At 35.4% G+C, this 20,381-nt stretch carries 19 protein-coding genes; 9 read left to right on the top strand and 10 right to left on the bottom strand.

The features are described from left to right. Positions 1–37: 37 nt before the first annotated feature. Both AC5P2S_RS05835 and AC5P2S_RS05830 read left to right on the top strand, forming a co-directional pair. The gene (locus AC5P2S_RS05835; protein ID WP_494556586.1) at positions 38–2,575 is read left to right on the top strand and encodes a YfhO family protein; all 2,538 of its coding nucleotides are present in this window, start codon (positions 38–40) and stop codon (positions 2,573–2,575) included. A 21-nt stretch (positions 2,576–2,596) separates the two neighbouring features. Further along, a complete protein-coding gene (locus AC5P2S_RS05830) occupies positions 2,597–3,007 on the top strand; it encodes an RDD family protein (protein ID WP_494556585.1) in 411 nt (136 codons plus the stop codon). 83 nt (positions 3,008–3,090) lie between these two features. Here the strand turns inward: AC5P2S_RS05830 and rpsO are convergent, their stop codons facing one another. The 6 genes from rpsO to AC5P2S_RS05800 all read right to left on the bottom strand — a co-directional run bounded on the left by rpsO (position 3,091) and on the right by AC5P2S_RS05800 (position 10,425). Then, a complete protein-coding gene (gene rpsO / locus AC5P2S_RS05825; protein ID WP_120213055.1) occupies positions 3,091–3,360 on the bottom strand; it encodes a 30S ribosomal protein S15 in 270 nt (89 codons plus the stop codon). Between the two features lie 86 nt (positions 3,361–3,446). Then, complete coding sequence (gene thrC, locus AC5P2S_RS05820; RefSeq protein ID WP_494556584.1) at positions 3,447–4,754, bottom strand: threonine synthase; 1,308 nt, start codon at positions 4,752–4,754, stop codon at positions 3,447–3,449. Positions 4,755–4,908: 154 nt separating this feature from the next. Next, positions 4,909–5,835 carry a homoserine kinase gene (locus AC5P2S_RS05815; protein ID WP_494556583.1) on the bottom strand — a complete coding sequence of 309 codons (927 nt, stop codon included), beginning with the start codon at positions 5,833–5,835 and terminating at the stop codon, positions 4,909–4,911. Between the two features lie 89 nt (positions 5,836–5,924). Beyond that, a complete protein-coding gene (thrA, locus tag AC5P2S_RS05810) occupies positions 5,925–8,369 on the bottom strand; it encodes a bifunctional aspartate kinase/homoserine dehydrogenase I (RefSeq protein WP_494556582.1) in 2,445 nt (814 codons plus the stop codon). 226 nt (positions 8,370–8,595) lie between these two features. After that, the gene (locus tag AC5P2S_RS05805) at positions 8,596–9,408 is read right to left on the bottom strand and encodes a helix-turn-helix domain-containing protein (RefSeq protein WP_494556581.1); all 813 of its coding nucleotides are present in this window, start codon (positions 9,406–9,408) and stop codon (positions 8,596–8,598) included. 27 nt (positions 9,409–9,435) lie between these two features. Next, positions 9,436–10,425, bottom strand: a complete 990-nt coding sequence (locus tag AC5P2S_RS05800) for an SDR family NAD(P)-dependent oxidoreductase (protein ID WP_494556580.1) — start codon at positions 10,423–10,425, stop codon at positions 9,436–9,438. A 325-nt stretch (positions 10,426–10,750) separates the two neighbouring features. On the opposite strand from AC5P2S_RS05800, the gene AC5P2S_RS05795 reads away from it, so the two are divergent. The 7 genes from AC5P2S_RS05795 (at position 10,751) to AC5P2S_RS05765 (ending at position 16,469) form a co-directional block, all read left to right on the top strand. Beyond that, positions 10,751–11,092: a PadR family transcriptional regulator gene (locus AC5P2S_RS05795; RefSeq protein WP_283417446.1), complete on the top strand. Its 342-nt coding sequence runs from the start codon at positions 10,751–10,753 to the stop codon at positions 11,090–11,092. 4 nt (positions 11,093–11,096) lie between these two features. Continuing rightward, on the top strand, positions 11,097–12,824 hold the full coding sequence (locus tag AC5P2S_RS05790; protein ID WP_283417447.1) for a PspC domain-containing protein: 1,728 nt from the start codon (positions 11,097–11,099) through the stop codon (positions 12,822–12,824). Positions 12,825–12,921: 97 nt separating this feature from the next. Then, positions 12,922–13,755, top strand: a complete 834-nt coding sequence (locus AC5P2S_RS05785; RefSeq protein WP_494556579.1) for a GLPGLI family protein — start codon at positions 12,922–12,924, stop codon at positions 13,753–13,755. A 243-nt stretch (positions 13,756–13,998) separates the two neighbouring features. Continuing rightward, positions 13,999–14,574 (top strand): 1-acyl-sn-glycerol-3-phosphate acyltransferase, encoded by a 576-nt coding sequence (locus AC5P2S_RS05780; RefSeq protein WP_494556578.1) that lies wholly within the window; start codon positions 13,999–14,001, stop codon positions 14,572–14,574. 56 nt (positions 14,575–14,630) lie between these two features. Beyond that, entirely contained in the window at positions 14,631–15,062 is a 432-nt protein-coding gene (locus AC5P2S_RS05775) for a hotdog fold thioesterase (protein ID WP_283417450.1), read from the top strand. 14 nt (positions 15,063–15,076) lie between these two features. After that, the gene (locus AC5P2S_RS05770; RefSeq protein WP_494556577.1) at positions 15,077–16,054 is read left to right on the top strand and encodes a chorismate-binding protein; all 978 of its coding nucleotides are present in this window, start codon (positions 15,077–15,079) and stop codon (positions 16,052–16,054) included. Between the two features lie 88 nt (positions 16,055–16,142). Next, positions 16,143–16,469, top strand: a complete 327-nt coding sequence (locus AC5P2S_RS05765; protein ID WP_494556576.1) for a DUF6804 family protein — start codon at positions 16,143–16,145, stop codon at positions 16,467–16,469. A gap of 29 nt (positions 16,470–16,498) precedes the next feature. On the opposite strand, the gene AC5P2S_RS05760 is transcribed toward AC5P2S_RS05765, so the two are convergent. The 4 genes from AC5P2S_RS05760 to AC5P2S_RS05745 all read right to left on the bottom strand — a co-directional run bounded on the left by AC5P2S_RS05760 (position 16,499) and on the right by AC5P2S_RS05745 (position 20,345). Continuing rightward, a complete protein-coding gene (locus AC5P2S_RS05760; RefSeq protein ID WP_283417453.1) occupies positions 16,499–17,068 on the bottom strand; it encodes a hypothetical protein in 570 nt (189 codons plus the stop codon). A 42-nt stretch (positions 17,069–17,110) separates the two neighbouring features. Beyond that, positions 17,111–18,490 carry a nucleoside permease gene (locus tag AC5P2S_RS05755; RefSeq protein WP_283417454.1) on the bottom strand — a complete coding sequence of 460 codons (1,380 nt, stop codon included), beginning with the start codon at positions 18,488–18,490 and terminating at the stop codon, positions 17,111–17,113. 27 nt (positions 18,491–18,517) lie between these two features. Beyond that, positions 18,518–19,120, bottom strand: a complete 603-nt coding sequence (locus AC5P2S_RS05750) for a bifunctional nuclease family protein (RefSeq protein WP_494556575.1) — start codon at positions 19,118–19,120, stop codon at positions 18,518–18,520. Between the two features lie 277 nt (positions 19,121–19,397). Then, the gene (locus AC5P2S_RS05745; RefSeq protein ID WP_494556574.1) at positions 19,398–20,345 is read right to left on the bottom strand and encodes an electron transfer flavoprotein subunit alpha/FixB family protein; all 948 of its coding nucleotides are present in this window, start codon (positions 20,343–20,345) and stop codon (positions 19,398–19,400) included. Between the last annotated feature and the right edge of the window lie 36 nt (positions 20,346–20,381).

Below are 20,381 nucleotides of genomic sequence, written 5' to 3'. Positions count from 1 at the left end.
TTAAATTTGGATTTCGAAAATTTAAAGCAATCATTGTATGTTCAAAAACAACAAAAATCTAATATTCGTTCTTGCAAGTCTTGTCATTTTCATTTTGCTGGCGGTGGTTTATGCCAATCCTGTTATTTCAGGAAAACGATTGATGCAGCACGATATCGTATTTTACAAAGGTGGCGCAGAAGAATTGTTGCAATATCGTGCGAATAACGATAAAGAAACCTATTGGAGCGATGCAATGTTTGGCGGAATGCCGACTTATCAAACCGGAGCACAATTCCGTGGTGATGTCATCAAAAAAATAGATGATTTGTTTTTGTTCCTTCCAAAACCTGCGAATTATTTATTCTTATTGTTTGCAGGATTTTTCTTTCTGGGAATGGTTGCGGTACGTAACTGGAAATATGCTTTATTAGGCGCAACATTCTTCGGATTATCCACTTATTTCTACATTATTATTGCGGCCGGACACAACGGGAAAGTTCATACAATTGCTTATTTCGCACCACTTTTAGCCGGAATCATACTCGTTTATTTTAGAAAAAAATACATTCTCGGATTCATTGTTACAGCGCTTTTTGCTGGTTTACAGATTTGTGCGAACCACCCACAGATGACTTATTATCTGTTCCTTGGATTAGGATTCTTATTCCTATCCGAATTGATAAGAGCCATCAAAGGAAAAATTGAATGGAAACATTTCCTGATTTCGTCCGGATTGGTCGGATTAGCAGTGATCATTGGTGTTGGAATGAATTCCCAAAGAATTATGGCCAATGCCGAATATGTAAAAGAAACTGTTCGTGGAAAACAAATCCTTAACACAAGTTCTCACACCGCCGGAAAATCTGGAATGGACAAAGAAAGCATCACAATGTGGAGCTATGGAAAACTGGAAACACTTAACTTATTCATTCCGAGATTAATGGGCGGTGGAAGTCAGGAACCAGGCTCGGACAAAATGATGGAAAAAGTGCAGGAATTGGCTCAGGAAAATATCAAATCTCAACAGGAATACGAAATGATGATGAAAGGTTTTGGAAGCCTGACTTATTGGGGCGACCAACCGAGCACATCTGGACCAGCTTATCAAGGTGCGGTTGTTTGTTTCCTGGCGATTTTAGGGTTTTTCTTTGCCGGAAAAAAGTACAGATATTGGATTTTAAGCGCATCGATTTTGACCGTTTTATTAGCTTGGGGAAGCAATTTCTCAGTTCTTACGGACTTCTTTATCGATTATATTCCGATGTATAATAAATTCCGTGCACCGTCTTCTATCTTGGTGGTTGTCGAGTTTTTATTCCCGCTGATTGCAATTCTTGGATTGTACAAATTCTTTACGGATGAAAATCTAACAGAAGAATACAAAAAGAAAATCTTGCTTTATGTTTCGGGAACGGTTCTCGGAATTACTCTGATTTTGCTGGTTTTCGGAAAAGGAATTTTAGGATTCTATACAGCGAATGAGAAAACTTATCTTCCACCATTTTTATTGGATTATTTGGTAGGTGAAAGAGCATCAATGTTTCAGGCTGATGCAATCAAAGCGATTGTTTATGTTTTGATTACTGCGGGCGCTTTGTTTTTAGGATTAAAGAAAAAACTGAATGTAAATGTTGTTCTATTAATAATTGGATTCGTGAGTTTGTTCGATCTTTGGACCGTTAACAAACGTTATTTGAATGATGATAACTTCGTGGATAAAACTTTTGCTGATTATCCATTCCAGACCGAAAATTCGGAATATCTGATGAGCAAAGCTGGGAACGATTCTTTTGTTCAAAGTCTTTTGCAACAAACCGAAGTTAATAAAGCTCTTCAAACTATTGCTGAAAAAGATAAAGACCATTACAGAATTTTTAATAATATTCTATCAACTTTCAGCGAGACTAATACGTCTTATTTTAAATCTTCGATTGGTGGTTATCACGCCGTGAAATTGAGAAGATATGATGATCTCATCAACAAATATTTCTCAACAACTGACCAGGTGAAAACAGTTAGAATACTGAACATGCTGAATACCAAATATTTCTTAGTGGGTGACCAGCAAAAACCAGAAATTACACCTAATCCAGAAGCCAACGGCAACGCTTGGTTTGTTTCTGATATTAAATTCGTGAACAACCCAAACGAAGAACTTAACGAGACAGGAAATGTTGACACCAAGACTATTGCTGTGATTTCGAAAGATGACAAAGCTTATTTCAATGGAAAAAATTTGGTTAAAGATTCAACCGCTTATTTGGATTTGAAGACTTATCAACCAAACGAATTGTCATTTGAATCATCTTCTAAAACTTCTCAGTTAGCTGTATTTTCAGAAATTTATTATCCGCACGGCTGGAATGTTTATTTGGATGGAAACAAGGTAGATTACATCAAAGCGAATTATCTTCTAAGAGCGCTTTACGTTCCTGCAGGAAAGCATAAAATCGAAATGAAATTTGAGCCTGCCGTTATCGAAAAAGGAAAATTATTCTCTTTGATAAGTTTTGGTTTGTTTGTTTTGTTGAGTTTGGTTGGAGGATATTTTCTGTTTAAGAATTCTAGGAAATCTGAGGTTGCTGAAGCTTGAATAAACTGAAAAATCAATAAAGTGAAAAATGAAAAATTTATTTTCAGAAGGTATATTGCTGGTTTTATTGATTATTCAATAATATTGATTTTAACCTATTTTTACATTTATAATTTTGGAAGTTCAAATAATGAAGGAGAATATTCTGTTAATGGAATTAAAACATTTCCAATTATAATATTTTGGTTCGTGTATTTTTGTATAATAGAAATCACTTTTAATTCAACTTTAGGAAATTTTATTGTTAGATTAAAACCTATTGATTTGCAAACTGGGAATAAAATCACATTAAAACAATCTTTTTTGAGACATATTGTAGATTTTTTAGATATGTTCTTTTTTGGATTGATAGCAATAATTATAATCAAAAATTCAAATGAAAGTCAAAGATTAGGAGATTTACTTGCCAAAACAAAAGTTATAGAAAATTAATAATTTTATATTTTAGCAAGGATAAATTCAAATAAAAAAGCAACCCAAATTGAGTTGCTTTTTTGTTTTACCTGAACCTGGAATTATTTTCTGATTCCTAATTCTGCGATAATCGCTCTATATCTATTGATATCTTTATTTTTCAAATAATCAAGAAGAGCTTTTCTCTTCCCTACCAATTTTACAAGAGATTTTTCTGTAGCGAAATCTTTGTGGTTAGCTTTTAAGTGCTGAGAAAGGTGGTTGATTCTAAAAGTGAATAGAGCAACTTGTCCTTCAGCGCTTCCTGTGTCTTGTGCAGATTTACCGTGTTTTGCGAAAATTTCTGCTTTTTTTTCTGTTGTTAGATACATTCCAATATTGTTTTAATAATTATTATGTAATTCGGGTGCAAAGATAGGATTATTTTTCGGATTAAAAACTGTAAATCAAAAAATTATCACTTCTCCTCCATCAGATAGCTTTTCAAAGATTCAAAATCAACAGAAAATTCTAAGGATTGTTTTTCTTTTTTGTTAAATGCTTCCAGTTTTTCCGGGATTATAACTTTCTCTTTCAGAACCTCTTCCACCACTTCCACAAACTTCGCAGGGTGAGCTGTTTCTAATAAAATCCCAATAAAATTTTCACTTATATTGTCACTCTGAGCTTGCCGAAGATTCTCCAATCCAAGATAAGCAACAACTCCGTGCGGATCAAGTGTATAATTAAATTCTTTCTTCACTTTTCGCATTGTATTTTTTGTCTCTTCATCCGAAAAAGAATAAGAAACAATCTCTTTTCTGAATTCTGAAATATCATTACTGAATAAGCTTTTCATCCTTTCAAAATTGCTTGGATTCCCAACATCCATTGCATTACTAATGGTTTGTCTGGAAGGTTTTGGTTGGTAATTTCCGGTTTCTAAGAACTTTGGAACAACATCGTTCTCGTTGGTGGAAGCAATGAATTGGTGAATTGGCAATCCCATTTTCTTGGCAAAAAGTCCGGCTGTCAGGTTTCCAAAATTCCCACTCGGAACTGAAAACACAATTGGTTTTCCTAGTTTCTGCAATTGAGCAAATGCCCAGAAATAATAAAACGATTGTGGAATCAATCTGGCAATATTAATGCTGTTTGCAGATGTTAATGTAAATTTCTGATTCAGTTCTTCATCAGACAAAATTTGTTTAGCCAAAGCCTGGCAATTATCAAAAGTTCCGTCGATTTCTAAAGCTTTGATATTTCCACCCCAGGTTGTGAGTTGCTTTTCCTGTAATGGACTCACTTTTCCTTTGGGATAAAGAATATAAACTTCTATCCCTGGAACTCCAAAAAAGCCCGACGCAACCGCACTTCCTGTATCGCCGGAAGTTGCGGCAATCACTTTCATTGGTTTTCCTTCTGAAAAATAGGACATCATTCTTGCCATAAATCTCGCTCCAACATCCTTGAAAGCCATTGTCGGACCGTGGAATAATTCCAGTGAATAAATATTGTCTGAGATTTTAACCGCAGGAATTTCGAAATTCAAAACCTCATCGATGATTTCTTTTAAATTTTCATCTGAAATAGATTCACCGAGAAATTCTTTTGCCACCCGAAAACCGATTTCCTGCAAAGTAAAATTGGATAAATTTTCAAAAAATTCAGAATCTAATTTCGGAATATATTCTGGCATAAAAAGTCCGCCGTCGTCCGCTAAACCTTTTAGGATGGCAGTTTTTATATTCGTTTCTTCTTGTTGTCTTGTTGATATGTATTTCATTATTATTCGATAAGTTAAATATTTTAACCACAAGTTTCACAATTTTTTTTCCACAAAGACCACCAATTTGATTCTAAATAAGCCAGATAATTACTGAAATACAGAAAATAATAATTCGTTGTGACCTTTGTGAAAACCTTTGTGCCTTTGTAGTTTAAAGAACTCTTGCGCCGTAATCATTAATTTTTGTAACAAATGCCTCGCTTTCGATATTTTTTTGATTGAGTAATTCTTTTATTTTCAATGAAATTTCTTCCGCAATTTCCTTCTTTTCACACAAAGCAAAAACCGAAGGACCAGAACCCGAGATCCCAAAACCAATCGCGCCGTTGTCCAAAGCCAGCTGTTTCATCTCATAAAAATACGGAATCAGCATCGCGCGAACCGGCTCTATGATGACATCTTCCATACTTCGGCTAATCAAATCCAAATCGTTGGTGCAAAATCCGGCAACCAGACTGGCAACATTTCCCCATTGCTGAACAGCAGATTTGAGACTGATTCTTTCCTTGATGATTTTCCTAGCTTCGCCAGTCGGAACATCCACATGCGGATGAACGGAAACTACCGATAAACCCTGTGGATAAGGCAATTTCAGCGCGTCCAACGGCTCATAACTTCTGATTAGAACCAAACCTCCCAAAAGTGCGGGCGCAACATTGTCGGCGTGTGCATTACCGCAAGCGATTCTTTCGCCTTCCATTGCAAGCGGTAATAAATCTTGTTTGGAAAATGGTTTTTCCATCAGTTCGTTAATCGCAACCAAAGCAGCAACACTGCTTGCTGCGCTGGAACCCATTCCGCTGTTGAGCGGCATTTTTTTATATAATTCAATATCAATCCCTTGGTTTGAATTTATTTTTTCGAGAAACAACCGGATGACGTGCGAAACAACATTTTTAGCCGGATCTTTTGGGAGTTTTCCATTATCGCCCTCGATTTTTGTGATAATAATTTGGTTGAAATCGTTCTTTCTTAAAATGATTTCATCGCCCGGTTCTTCTATTGCAAAACCAAGAATATCATAACCGCAAACAACATTAGCAACAGTTGCCGGCGCAAAAACTTTTATAGAATCCATTTTTGATTATTAATTGTTAATGGTAAATGGTAAATTGTTAATTGATTCTTGTTAAAAATTAATCATTGCTAATTAATCATTAACAACTATTATTGCGCTGTAACTCTTACCAAATCTGCAAAAACGCCTGCAGCTGTTACTTCTGCGCCCGCGCCAGGTCCTTTCACTACCAGCGGCGTATTCTTGTACCTGGAAGTTGTGAACGAGATAATATTATCGCTTCCTGACAATCCGAAAAATGGATGATCAGCATCAACAATCTGAACTTCAATATTAATTTTTCCATCTTCGAGAACACCGATTAATCTCAATTTTCTACCGGAATTTTCAGCTTCTTTTTTGAACGATGAAAAGTAAGGTTCGTGTTTTTCCAGTTCTTCGTAAAAAGCAGGAATGGATTCAGCTTTGAGACAAGCATCCGGAAGAAAATCTTTGATATTGACATCCGACATTTCCAACGGCAAACCAATTTCTCTTCCGAGAATCAGCATTTTTCTGGAGAAATCCATTCCGTTCAAATCGTCTCTTGGGTCTGGTTCTGTATAACCTAATTCTTGGGCTGTTCTTACAACCTCAGCAAAAGTTTTATCTCCAACATAATTATTAAAAATATAAGAAATTGTTCCTGACAGAATGGCTTCGATTTTCAGAATTTCGTCACCGGAAATCCAAAGGTCATTCAAGGTTTTGATAATGGGAAGTCCGGCTCCGACATTGGTTTCATATAAGAAATTGACATTATTCTTCTTTGCCAGTCTTTTAAATTTAGTATACTGCTCATAAGAAGAAGAATTGCCTTTTTTGTTACAGGTTACAATTGAGATATTGTTATCAAATAATAAAGGATATTCAGCAACGACATCTTCGCTTGAAGTGTTATCTACAAATACCAAATTGGGTAAACTTATACTTGAAATAATATTTATAAATTCTTTTAAATCTGATTTTTGCAAATTCATATTAAAGTTATAATTTAAATCAAAATATGATTCAGGGTGATCAAAAATTTTCATTTCTCTGCTATTCGTAATTCCTACAACATTAATTTTAATCTGATGATTGTCTTCAAGATTTTTCTGTTCTCTTTCCAATTGACGGAATAATTCTTTTCCGATGTTCCCAGTTCCCGCGAACATCACATTGAAGGTTTTAACCGGAGAAAGTAACAACGAATCGTGAACAACATTAAGAGCTTTTGACAATTCATTTCTTTCAATGACTGCAGAAATATTAAGCTCAGATGAACCTTGTGCAATTGCAATGATATTGATACCGTTTCTGCCCATAGCACTAAAAAATTTTCCGCTGATTCCTCTCGTTTTTTTCATATTCTCTCCAACAACAGAAATAATACTTAACTCATTATCGAACTGCGGTTCATCAATTTTGTTAGAATTTAATTCAAAATCAAATTCTTCATAGATTGCTTTTTTTGCTTTTTTCTCATCATCAAAAGATACCACAAACGAAATACTGTGTTCAGAACTCGCCTGCGTAATCAGAATAACATTAACTTCATATCTAGCCAAAGCATTGAACAATCTTCCGCTGAACCCCTTCATTCCAATCATTCCGTTTCCTGTAATATTGATGAGACAAGTTTTTTCGATAGACACAATTCCTTTGATTAAACCTTTTGAAACTTCAGATTTCTGATGAATCAAAGTTCCTACATTTTCCGGCTGGAAAGTATTTTTGATATAAATAGGAATCTGACTTTCGATAGCCGGAATCATCGTTGGCGGATAAATCACCTTTGCGCCAAAATATGACATTTCCATCGCTTCCTGATAACTCAATTGCGATTGAGAAAATGCATTCTTTACCAATCTTGGATCCGCAGTCAGAAAACCGTCTACATCGGTCCAAATCTGGATCTCATCAGCTTTTAAACCCGAACCTAAAATCGCTGCGGTGTAATCCGAACCACCTCTACCCAAAGTTGTTGTGTCATCATTTTTGTCTTTGGCGATAAAACCTGTCACGACATAAATTTGATTTACCGGTTTCCAGTTCTTTAGATTTTCGTTGGTAGTTTTGTAATCAATGTTGGCATTTCCAAAGTGAGAATCCGTTACAATCAATTCTCTGGAATCTTGAAAGACTGCCGGAAAATTTTCAGATTGCAGGAAAGCTGCAACAATTTTGCTCGACATTTGTTCCCCATATGAAAGCAATCTATCTTTGATCCTGTTTGATAATTCACCTAAATTTTTCACACTGAATAAAATATCCTCAATTTCATTGAAACTTACTTTTACCATCATTAATAATGGATTCTGAGCGGTTCTTGGTAATAATTCTGAGATGAGCTGATAGTGTTTTTCTTCCGCAGATTTCAGGATTTCAGAAAAATCGTTTTGCTTCAAGGCTTCTTCTGACGATGATAAAAGCGCATTGGTTATTCCTGATAAAGCGGAACAGACGATGATTAAAGGTTCGTTTTTGCTAAATTCTTTTTCAACAATTGATTTTACATTTCTCAATGCTTCTACACTTCCAACCGAAGTTCCTCCGAATTTTAATATTTTCATTTGTTATTATTTTAGAAATGAAAAAAAGCCTTTCTGAAGTCAGAAAGGCTTTTTGTTATGATTGTTTATTCAAATTCACAAACGCACCTTCCTGCAACTTACAGATCTTGTAGTTGTTGATGTAGACGTTGTTGTTGTGAAAGTGAAATTCATTATTTTGTAAATCTTTAACGAAAGTATGAAAACTTTTTACGTTTGCAAATTTTTATTCAATATTTTTTGAATTTTATTGAATATTTGACACAAGCCTCGTTGGAGCATATCCAAACTGTTTCTTGAAAGCAAAAGAAAAATGGGACAGATTTTCAAACCCTGTTTCGAAATAAACACCTACCGGTTTTTTATGTTTCTCTGCAATTTCATAATGGGCTAATTCCAGACGTTTTTTTGTCAGCCACCTTTGCGGTGTGGAATTGAAGGCCTTATAAAAATCACGTTTGAAAGTTGTCAAACTGCGACCCGTGAGATATCCGAATTTCTCCAGCGGCATATTGAACATAAAATTCTTTTCCATAAAAGTTACCAGATCAATTTTTCCCGGTTCATCAAAATTATTAAGAACAGCATCAATATTTTCGTCAATTGTTCTGAGAATATTAATTGCCTCGTTAATTTTCAGTGAGGCAATATTTTCCGGGAAATTATTTTGCATCTCAAAATACGGGATCAACGAATTCAAACAGCTTTCCAATAAAGGATGTTTCTCGAAACTGATGATTTTCTCTGTTGGAATTTTTGATTTTGAGTGTTTATCATTATAAAATGCTCTCAATCTTTCGGCCGACAAATGCATTGCAACGGCTTTATGCGGCAATCCGTCTTTCGGATAGTTGATAATCGTCGCCAACTGGTTTCTCGGAATCAAAAAAGTACTTCCTGCACCGAAAATAAAGCTTTCGTCAGCCTGGATAATTTTGGTCTCACCGGAAATCAGCCAAACCAGCAAATGGTCTGTAAAAGCTGCTTCTGTTTTGAATAGCTTGCCTTCGTAACTGGAAAGTTTGATTTCCGGATTGATATAATTGACTTGGTAATCCATAATGCTTCTCACACAAAGTTACAAATATCAATTGATATCGAATTGTATTCCCGTCATTTCTTCGCTCAATTTCCATAATCTTTTGGCATTGGTTTCGTCCAAAGAATAAGGCTTGATGCCACCGATAATTTTGACATCAGAATTCAATTCTGCAACATCCACATTTTCACAATAGACGCCACCTAAATCATTAAGTAGTGGACTTGCTGAACACCAAACGGTTGTCGCAGCACCTTGTGGAATGGTTTTCAGAGAAGCCTTAACTTCTGGCAACAGATTACCTTCCGAATCCACATAGCCTAATTTTTGAAACAGATCTAATGGCGCTTCTCTCCCTAATTCGGTTTCGCCGACTGCACCCGGACATAAAGCATAACTTCTGACATTGAATTCTTTTGAGTGATTGTCCAATTCCATTGAGAAAAGATTAACTGCAGTTTTCGATTGTCCGTAGCCAAGCAGAGTTTCGTAGTCACGATGGAGAAAATTCGGGTCTTCAAAATTAAAATCTGAGAACTGATGTCCGCCAGAAGATACGTTCACTACTCTGGCGCCGTTTGCTTTTTTCAATGCGGACCATAATCTTGCTGTTAGCTGAAAATGCGCCAGATAATTGACTGCTAATTGCGATTCGAAACCGCGACTGTCTCTGCGAAGCGGCACCCACATTATTCCTGCATTATTAATCAGCGAATGAAGTGGTCTCTCTGATTTTAAAAACTTTTCGGCAAAAGTGTCAATCGAATTTGGATTGGCTAAATCTAACTCTTCCAATTCAACATTAGGAATTCCATCGAGATTTCGTTTTGCTTTTTCGATATCTCTTGCGGGAACGATAACTTTTGCGCCAGCTTTCGCCAAAGTTTTGACTGTTTCTAAACCGATTCCTGAATTTCCGCCGGTTACAATAGCTATTTTTCCTTCAAGACTGATTCCTTTGATAACCTCTTCTGTTGTTGATTTTGCATTGAAGCCGGAATTGATTGGCTTTTGTAATGCTCCTTGGTAATTGTTCATTGTTTTAATATTTTATTGAAGCAAAATTAGAACAGAAATTCATCATCAATTTTGTTTAGACGTCCGAATTAACTTTGTTTAAAAGTTCATTTATTATTGTAATGTTAGATTTATTCACAATCTTTAATTTTCATCATGAAAATTTTATTATTGATAATCAACAACTTAAATTATACATTTAAAAATATTTACTACTTTGTATTGCATAATACCATTTTGTTTATATATCTTTGCAATGTAAAGTTAGAGAAGCAGATTCGAAGTTGATTAGAAAAACTAACGACATCCAACTTTACATTAACCGATTTAAAACCAAACAATTAATATGAATACGGAAAACACAAAGGCGCAAATGCGTAAAGGAATTCTGGAATTCTGTATTTTGAGTCTGATTCAACAACGCGAAATGTATGTTTCCGACCTGATAGAATCTCTCAAAAAAGGAAAACTGGATGTAGTGGAAGGAACTCTTTATCCTCTCCTTACAAGATTGAAAAACGGCGAATTCCTCGCTTACAGATGGGAAGAATCTACAAGCGGACCGCCAAGAAAGTATTACCAAATCACTGAAAAAGGAAGTCTTTTCCTTGCAGAATTACAAACCACCTGGCAGGAACTGACAGACTCTGTGAACCAAATTACAAAAAACTCTCACTCTCAAAATTAATACTATGAACAAGACATTATCTATAGCACTCGCAGGGTTCTCTTTTATGATAGATGAACACGCTTATATAAAGCTCAGCGATTACCTGAACGCCTTGAGAAATTCTCTGGATGCTCAGGAAGCAGATGAAGTAATGCACGATATTGAAATCCGAATGGTCGAGATTTTCAAAGAAGTACTTGCTAAAAGAGAAGTTATCAATGATTCTGATGTTGAAAAAGTAATTGCTCAAATCGGAACACCTGAACAGATTGATGAGCAGGAAGAAGCTTACTACTCAGAAGGAAAACAAAATAAATCAAAGTCTTCTACAAGTTATAGCAGCTACAGCAGCAATTCCCAGAAACAACTGTTCCGTGATCCTGAAAGACAAAAGATTGCCGGTGTTTGCGCAGGTTTAGCAGCTTATTTCGGAATGGATATCACTTGGATGCGACTAATTTGGGTAGGTGCATTTTTATTCCTTTGGGTTGCTCCGGGTTCATCATTCTTAGTTGTGATTTTATATTTCATTCTTTGGGCAGTTTTACCAAAAGCAGAATCAGCTTCTGACTTTTTGAAGATGAAAGGAAAGCCTTTAAACTTCGATAACTTAAAGGAAGAATCCAGCAAAATAGTGCAGTTTGCCAATGAGACAACAACAAGAGCAGGAGAAATCTATAACGAGAATCGTCCGAAAATCGGTTCTGCAGGAGACTCTTTCCTGAAAGTTCTGAAATATTGTCTTGCTATTTTGCTAGCGTTGATGGCAGCTGGATGTTTCATCGGATTGTTTGCAATGATGTTTGCTTACGGTTCTGACAAGTTCGGAATGGACAATAATCTTGGATTCTATTTGGAAGAAAATAATCTTGGTTACTTACTACTTGCCATTGCAGCTTTGCCAACAATCATCTTCGGAGTAGCATTTTTATTATTATCAATCAAATTATTCTCTCCAAAATCAAAATTCAATTATGTTGGACCAGTTTTAGGGACATTAGGAATTATCTGGATCATTCTAATCGGAGTTTTGGCTGCAAGTGCATCAAGATTCAACTTCCGATACAGCGGAGATAATCAAGATTATGAAAACGTATCGATATCTGCTCCAAATGACACCATCTACCTTGATAGCAAAAAGGTAAATATCCCTGAGAACTTCAATACTTATTTTAATAATATCTATTCTGATAAGGCGACGATTTACAAAAGAGATTATCCAAGTGTGGAAATCACTAGAAGAGACGATATCAAAACGCCTTACATCATCATCAAAAAAGAGGCAGAAGGTTACAACCAGCCTCTTAAGATGAAGGTTCCGGTAGAAATCAGAGGTAACAGAATTTTTCTTCCAAATTATTTTGAGTATCCTTATGAATACAGATTCAGAGATTACAGATTGGATTATGAGTTGGTAGTTCCTACCAGAATGAAAGTAATCAATGAAAAGGAATATGAAGTTAGTACTCGTGGCGATGATGGACAAAATGAAGATGACCACGAAGATGATAACTATAACAATAATGGGATTACTGTTGAAAAAAACAAAATCAACATCAATGGGACGACTATCGAATATAATTCTGATGACAGCGATTCAGTCAAAATCAATGGGAAAAATTATTCCAAAGATTCAGCAGATGTCGTTCTGGAAAGAATGAAAATTGACCAGCAGGTGAAAAAAAGCTTCAAAGATATGAACATCAATATCAAAGACGGCAAAAAAGAAATCCATATTAAAACTAACTAAAAATTGAGAGTGGATTAGTTGAAAAGCGGGCAAAAAGTCTTCGGGCTTCCGCTTTTCTCCTAGTTCTCTTACAACCATCAAATCACAAAATATTAATATGAAAATATATACTTTCTTCCTTTTGATATTCCTCACCACTCTATCAAAAGCGCAAACGCATCGTTTTATTTACGAGTACAAATTCAAGCCGGATTCTTCTTCTACTAATTATAGAAATGTGAATATGGCTCTTGATATCAATCCGAAAGATGTAAAATTCTATAATTATGAAAATATCATCAATGATTCTCTAAATAAAAAAGGAGGCAACAACTACAGCACATCTCCAGATATCCCAACCTTAAGAAGACTCAAAAATTCCTACCAGAATACCAATTACGAGATGATGATGGATTATTTCTCTTACAACACCGAAGATAAAATGGATTGGAAGCTGGAGAAAGAAACCAAAACTTCCGGACAATACACACTTCAAAAAGCGACAACAGATTTTGGAGGAAGACACTGGACGGCTTGGTTTTGCAAAGACATCAACATTTCCGAAGGTCCTTACAAATTCCGAGGATTGCCTGGCTTGATATTCGAATTGAATGATAGTAAAGAAAACTTTTTCTTCAAATTGGCAAAAAGTCAAAAACTGGAGAAAACGTATGACACATCAGACTTTCTTGAAAGCTTTGCAGGAAAAAAACCAGTTTTGGTTTCCATTGCCAATATACATAAAATGATGCTTCAGTTCTACAATGACCCGACAAAAGAAATGAGAGAAAAATTTGATGATGTACCGCCGGGAACTTTCCAGGTTGGAGGAACAAAAATCACCAGCAAAGAACAGTTCAAAGAAGCTGCAAAAGTTATACAGAATTTCATTGCAAAGAATAACAATCCTATGGATTTGAAAAATGCGGTGGTATATCCTGTAATAAATTGATATTTTAATAAAATTTTAACGCTTCAATTAAAAGAAAAGCGAAATTATTATTAAATTTGTTCAGAAATAAACTTCTAATCACAAAACCACCAAAAATGATTCAATTAGTTATCGAAATCGCAATCAAAATCGTAGATTTCATCAGCAACCTGTTTTGAGCCGTAAAGAATACCCAGATATTTCTTAAGAATAAATATTTTGTAAATTTGTAAAGTATAGCCATTATGGTTATACTTTTTTTTTATGAAAAAACTCTTTGCAAAAGCCATTCTTAAAATCATCGGATGGAAAGTTGTTCTTCAGGGTGATGTTGATAATCTTGACAGATGCATCCTCGTCGTTGCTCCTCACACCCACAACAGCGAATATCTTCTTGGAAACCTTGCCTATTGGTCTCTTGGAAAAAAACTTAAAGTCATTATCAAAGATGCCCACACCAAAAATCCTTTTTACGGCTGGATTGTAAAAAGCATTGGCGGAATCGGGATTGACCGTTCCCAGAAAAATGACCTGGTTAATTTTGTAGCCAATGAATTCAAAAAAGATGATTTCAGTCTGGTAATAACACCCGAAGGAACAAGAAGCAGAGTTGAAAAATGGAGAAAAGGCTTCTATCATATGGCTTTGGCAGCAAAAGTTCCGATTGTAATTGCAGCCGGAGATTTTAAAAGAAAAACGATGTACCTGGGCTATAAAATCCCTTTCGATAAAATCGCATCACAATCCTATGAGGAAACGATGGAAGAAATCCAGAATTACTTTATCAAATATGATATCCAGCCAAAAGTTCCCGCAAACTGGAATCCGAAAATATATTAATTTTAAGTTTCAAACCCAAATTTTCAACTAAAACTGAACTTAAACATCAAACCAGAATGGACGAAGCCAAAAAGAAAGAAATATTAGATCATCTCAATAATGCCAGCAAGAATACACTTGGCGAGACTTTGGAAATTATTTATACTGATGTTTCAGATGATTTTCTAAAGGCGACAATGCCTGTTAATTCCAGAGTTCATCAACCTTACGGGATTCTTCATGGTGGCGCAAGCTGTGTTTTGGCGGAAACTTTGGGTTCTTGTCTTTCATTAATTAATATTGACACTTCCAAAGTTGTTCCTGTCGGTACCAATATCAACAGCAACCACCTAAGAGCAAAACGCGAAGGCATTGTAACCGGAACAGCAACATTTATCCGGAAAGGTAATACGATGCATGTTTCTCAAATAGAAATCCGCGATGAAAAGGGAAACCTTATTAATCACACTACAATGACCAATAACATTGTTCCAATCGGGAAAGTTTAATTTATTTCAAATCAATGCTCATTTTCAGACTACCCGATTCAGACATTTTCAATAGACTGGAATTCTCTAAGGAAAAACTGGTTTCATTCGTCAGCTTCGATACCAAAACGGTTTTGGATCTCAAAGGAAGCATCAAAGAAATTTCCAGAGAAGACATTGAAAACCAAAACGTTTCTCCAAAAACTAAAAGCCAGCTTATAGAAATCGCTAAAGAAACTCCGGAATCTTATGCTTTAAAGATATCTCAGGCAAAAGATTTCATTGAGAAAAACGAGCTTAAAAAACTGGTTCTTTCCAGGAGAAAACTTTTAATGTATATTGATATTGATTCTGAAAAAAAATTATCATTAACAAAAAGCTTTCTGAAATTCTGTGATAGCTATCCTTCTGCATTTTGTTATTTATTCGAAAAAAATGGCGAGATCTGGATGGGCGGATTTTCTGAAATTCTAGGAAAATTCGACAAGAAAAATAATAACTTCGAAACCATGAGCGTTGCGGGAACGCTACCTCTTGATGAACACTGGACTGATAAAGAAATCGAAGAACAAAAAGCAGTTACAGAATACATCCAATCCATCCTGAGAAAATTCTCATCCAATCTGAAAGTTTCCTCAACCAAAGATTTGATTTCCGGAAATATTAAACATCTTAAAACCGATTTTTCTGCAGAGATAAGTCCGGAAAGTCTGGATAAAATCATTTCAGAACTTCATCCGACGCCAGCCGTTTGTGGCTTTCCAAAAGAACTTTGTGCGCAGGGTATCAAAAGCATAGAGCATTTTAACCGTGAATTTTACGCTGGCTATATCAAAGTGGAAACCGAAGATTTCATTTATTATTTTGTCAATTTAAGATGTGCCAGCTTCTTCAAAAATTATGCTTTTCTCTTCGTGGGTGGCGGCATTACCTTGAAAAGTGATGCTCAAAAAGAATGGCAGGAAACCGAATTGAAATCTCTGGCTATACAGAATAATTTGGTATTCGAATAACTTTTGATTCTTTATTGATTATTCAAATGATATTAAATTTAGTAAATTATAAACAATAATTTATTATTTTTACAATAAATCAATAAAAATGAATCAACTTTTAAAGTTAATTTTAACAGGGACTCTTATTCTTTGCTTTTTGAAAATGCCTTATATATTTTACAGGATTTCCGGATTTGCTTTGTTTGCAGGATTTGGATGGTTAACTTATGATGCTTTTCAAAGAAGAGATTCTCTGGATGTAAAAATATTTGTAATTCTTACGATTCTTTATAATCCTTTTATCGGTTTACCAATCCCCTACATAATACAAGTCATCATTAATATAATTGTAATAATAGGCATGGTTCTCAACATACTATTTGCACAAGAAAATCCTTACGAGGATTACAACATAAAAAAAGATGACCGTTAAGTCATCTTTTTTGTTTTTATTAATACAGATTACAATCCAACCTGGATTTTGAAAGACGCATTAATCCTGATTTTCATTTGAGTAGCAGCCGTTTCAGAACCTTGCATTTTTAAAATGACAGCGCTTTGTTTTGATTTTAAATACTCCATTAACTCTACATCTGCATTAGGTGTGAAATTAAGAGCATCCGGACTTGTATTATTGGTAACCGTAGCTATTGTTTTTTCAGCAAGACCTGGCGCAACAATCAGCAACTCAGCATTCTTAACTTTATCCAGTTTAATGGCATTATTATTTGAAGAAGACATAAAATCCACACTAAAGCTTGAGAGCTTTGCAGATTTCAAATTATTAATCGACATTGAAGGAAATTTCTCTTTGATCTTTGCATCAAGATCAAGATTGAGAGGAATTTCCGGTGATTTGACATATTCTGTTGAAACAACAAAAGGAATTGTTGTTTCTATATTAACAGGGATAGCAAAAGGAACCGGCACCGTAATATCTATTATGTCTTCTACTTTACTGCAGCTGTTGGTGCTACCAATACTTATAAGAAAGGCCGAAACTACCAGAATATTTGTAATTAACTTTTTCATTTTCTTTTATTTTAAAATAACTGCATTCAAATGTATGCCAAATTAATGTGCAATATTCTGAACATCGGCTTCCGAATGCTTATGTTTGAAGAATATCCCGAATAATACAGCTATTATTAATGCATAAGCAGCAAAATAAAGCCAGATATGAGGCCAGTTTTTTACAAATACAATATTGGATAAAGTCCCGTCCGGATTAACCGCAGAATTAAAAGAGTTCTTTAGAATCTCAAGGAAAGTGCTATCTGTCGGGGTAGTTTGCAAGTATGATGATAATTCTGCTGCAGTTGTAAATTTGATTGTAAAAAATTTATCAATCGCCCAGCCAGCAATATAACTTCCAAATACTGCTCCAAAACCATTGGTCATCATCATAAACAGCCCCTGAGCAGACGATCTGATTTTTTTATCTGTCGTAGTTTCCACAAAAAGTGAACCGGAAATATTAAAGAAATCGAATGCCATCCCATAAACGATACAGGACAAAATAATCATCCAAAGTCCATTAACCGGATCTCCGTAAGCAAAAAGCCCAAATCTTAAAACCCAAGCCAGCATACTGATTAACATTACTTTTTTGATTCCAAATCTTCTTAAAAAGAACGGAATCGCCAAAATAAACAGAGTCTCAGAAATCTGCGAAATCGACATAATAATTGTTGACTTTTCTACCACGAACGAATTGGCATATTTTGGAAAATGAGCAAATTCACTTAAAAAAACATCGCCATACGCATTGGTTAATTGCAATGCGGCTCCTAAAAGCATTGAAAACAGGAAGAACAAAGCCATTTTATAATTCCCGAATAACTTGAAAGCGTTCAGTCCCAACTGTTCAGAAAGTGGCGCATTTTTATCAATCAATTTCTGAGGCGGACATTTCGGAAGTGTCAACGCATATAAGCCTAATAATATTGCGACTCCGCCAGCAATATAAAATTGTCCTTCTGTAGCTTTATTTCCTGTTAGATTGGTAATCCACATCGCTACGATGAATCCTATTGTTCCCCAAACTCTGATTGGTGGAAAATCCTTAACAACATCCAAATGACTATTTTTCAATATTGTGTAAGAAATAGAATTCGTTAATGCAATCGTTGGCATATAAAAACACATTGCGACCAACATGATTGAGAAAAATGAGTTTGGTGTCTCTGTATGAGGCAAGATAAAAAGAACTGCACCATAAAGAATCTGTAAAATCGAGTATATTCTCTCCGCATTTACCCAACGGTCTGCAATAATTCCTGTAATAGTTGGCATAAAGATAGAGGCGATCCCCATTGTTCCGAAAACAGCTCCAAACTGAGTTCCGTCCCAGTGTTTTGTTCCAAACCAGAAGTTAGCCATTGTGATTAGCCAGGCTCCCCAAACAAAAAACTGAAGAAAGCTGAGTATCGTTAATCGTAATTTTAGATTCATATGTTAAAAAATGATGTTAAGTCTTTGTTATTCTATTTTTTTATTTCTTCTTTTGATTTCCTCCTGCAACCTGAGTGCTGTATCATAATCTTCTTCTTTTACAGCATCATTAAGCAATTGCTCTAATTCTTCCATAGAAATTCCTGAAAGATCGTTAAAATCAGAAGTCGTCTGCTCTGTTTCCTCCACTTCCAGTTTTGGGTTCTCTTCCAATTCTAGTAAGATTCCTGCTTCATTAAGAACTTCCGAAGTAGTATAAATTGGTGAATCAAAACGAACAGCCATCGCAACAGCATCTGATGTTCTGGCATCCAGAATGAGTTCTTCTTCCGTTAACGGATTTTTGAAATTAATATTTGAAAAGAAAACGCCGTCCTTGATCTGATAGATAATGACAGATTCTAATTTAAAACCTGTGTTTTTAACAAATTGGGCAAAAAGATCATGCGTCAGAGGACGCGGCGGATTGATATCTTTTTCTAATCCTAAAGAAATGGATTGTGCTTCAAAATTCCCAATAACAACAGGTAATTTAACCGATGTTTCTTCATGTTCCAATAACAGCGCATAAGCTCCCGATTGAGTCTGGCTGTATGAGATCCCTCTAATGATTAATTTTTTATAATCCATTTAGCAAATATAAAATTTTTTGTTAATTTTCATTTAGGATTTATAGATTTTTACATTGTTTACGTTACAAAATCATTATATTTTTAAGCATTTTCTTTTCCGTATTCATAACGCATTGAATTGCAGCAGCCCGACCTGAGTGGAGCTCTTTTTCTTTTTTTGCAAAAAAAGAAAAAAGCGGGAACGGAGGGCGGATTAAGCTGCCCAAATCCTTACATTAGTTGAAACAAAAAAACCTGAATCAATGACTCAGGTTTGTATTTTTATGAAAACTGGATTAAGCTTTCAATGCTTTGATTTTCTCTGTCAATGCAGGAATGATCTGGAAAGCGTCGCCCACTACGCCGTAATCCGCAGATTTGAAGAAAGGCGCTTCTGCATCATTGTTAATCACAACAATCGTTTTGGAACTGTTAACGCCCGCCAAATGCTGAATCGCACCGGAAATACCGACTGCAATGTAAAGATTAGGCGAAATCGCTTTTCCTGTCTGCCCAACGTGCTCTGTGTGAGGTCTCCAACCGATATCGGAAACCGGTTTTGAACAAGCAGTTGCTGCGCCAAGAACGTTTGCCAAATCTTCAATCATTCCCCAGTTTTCAGGACCTTTCATTCCTCTTCCGGCAGAAACAACGATTTCCGCTTCTTTAAGATCTAATTTCCCTGAAGACTGCTCGTGATTGATCACTTTTGTATCCTCATTGGCGATGCTTAATTCCTTAACTTCTTCTGAACCTGAAGCTGTATTTTCTTTAACTCCGAAAGCGTTTTGAGATACTGTTACGATAACACCAGCTGCATCAGCTTTTGCGTGCATAAAGCCTTTTCCGGAGAAAGCTTTTCTCTTAACCTGGAAAGGTGAAGTACTTTCCGGAACATCTATCGCATTGGTGATCAATGAATAATTTTTCTGAATTGCCAACATTGGCGCTACAGAAGATGCATCTGTTGTATGAGGAAAAACAATAATGTTTCCGTCAGCAATTTGGTTAACTGCTTCTGCATAAGCCTTGGCACTGAAGTTTTTAAGACCTGCGTCTTTTACATTCACTACTTTATCTGCTCCATATTTATAAAGCAAATCCGAAGAATCTGTAGGATTGATAGAAATTGCAGTTACTGAATCTCCAGTCTTTGCTGCAATAGCTTTTGCATAAGAAACCGCTTCAAATGCTGCTTTTTTGTAAACTCCGTTTATGTTTTCTGCGTATACGAATACTGCCATAATTTTAATTTTTTTAGATTAAAAGGTAATAGACGA

The sequence above is a fragment of the Epilithonimonas sp. 33E genome, from assembly GCF_059372615.1.
Note: the sequence above shows the minus strand (reverse complement) of the source record. Positions and strands in the feature narration are given on the sequence as shown.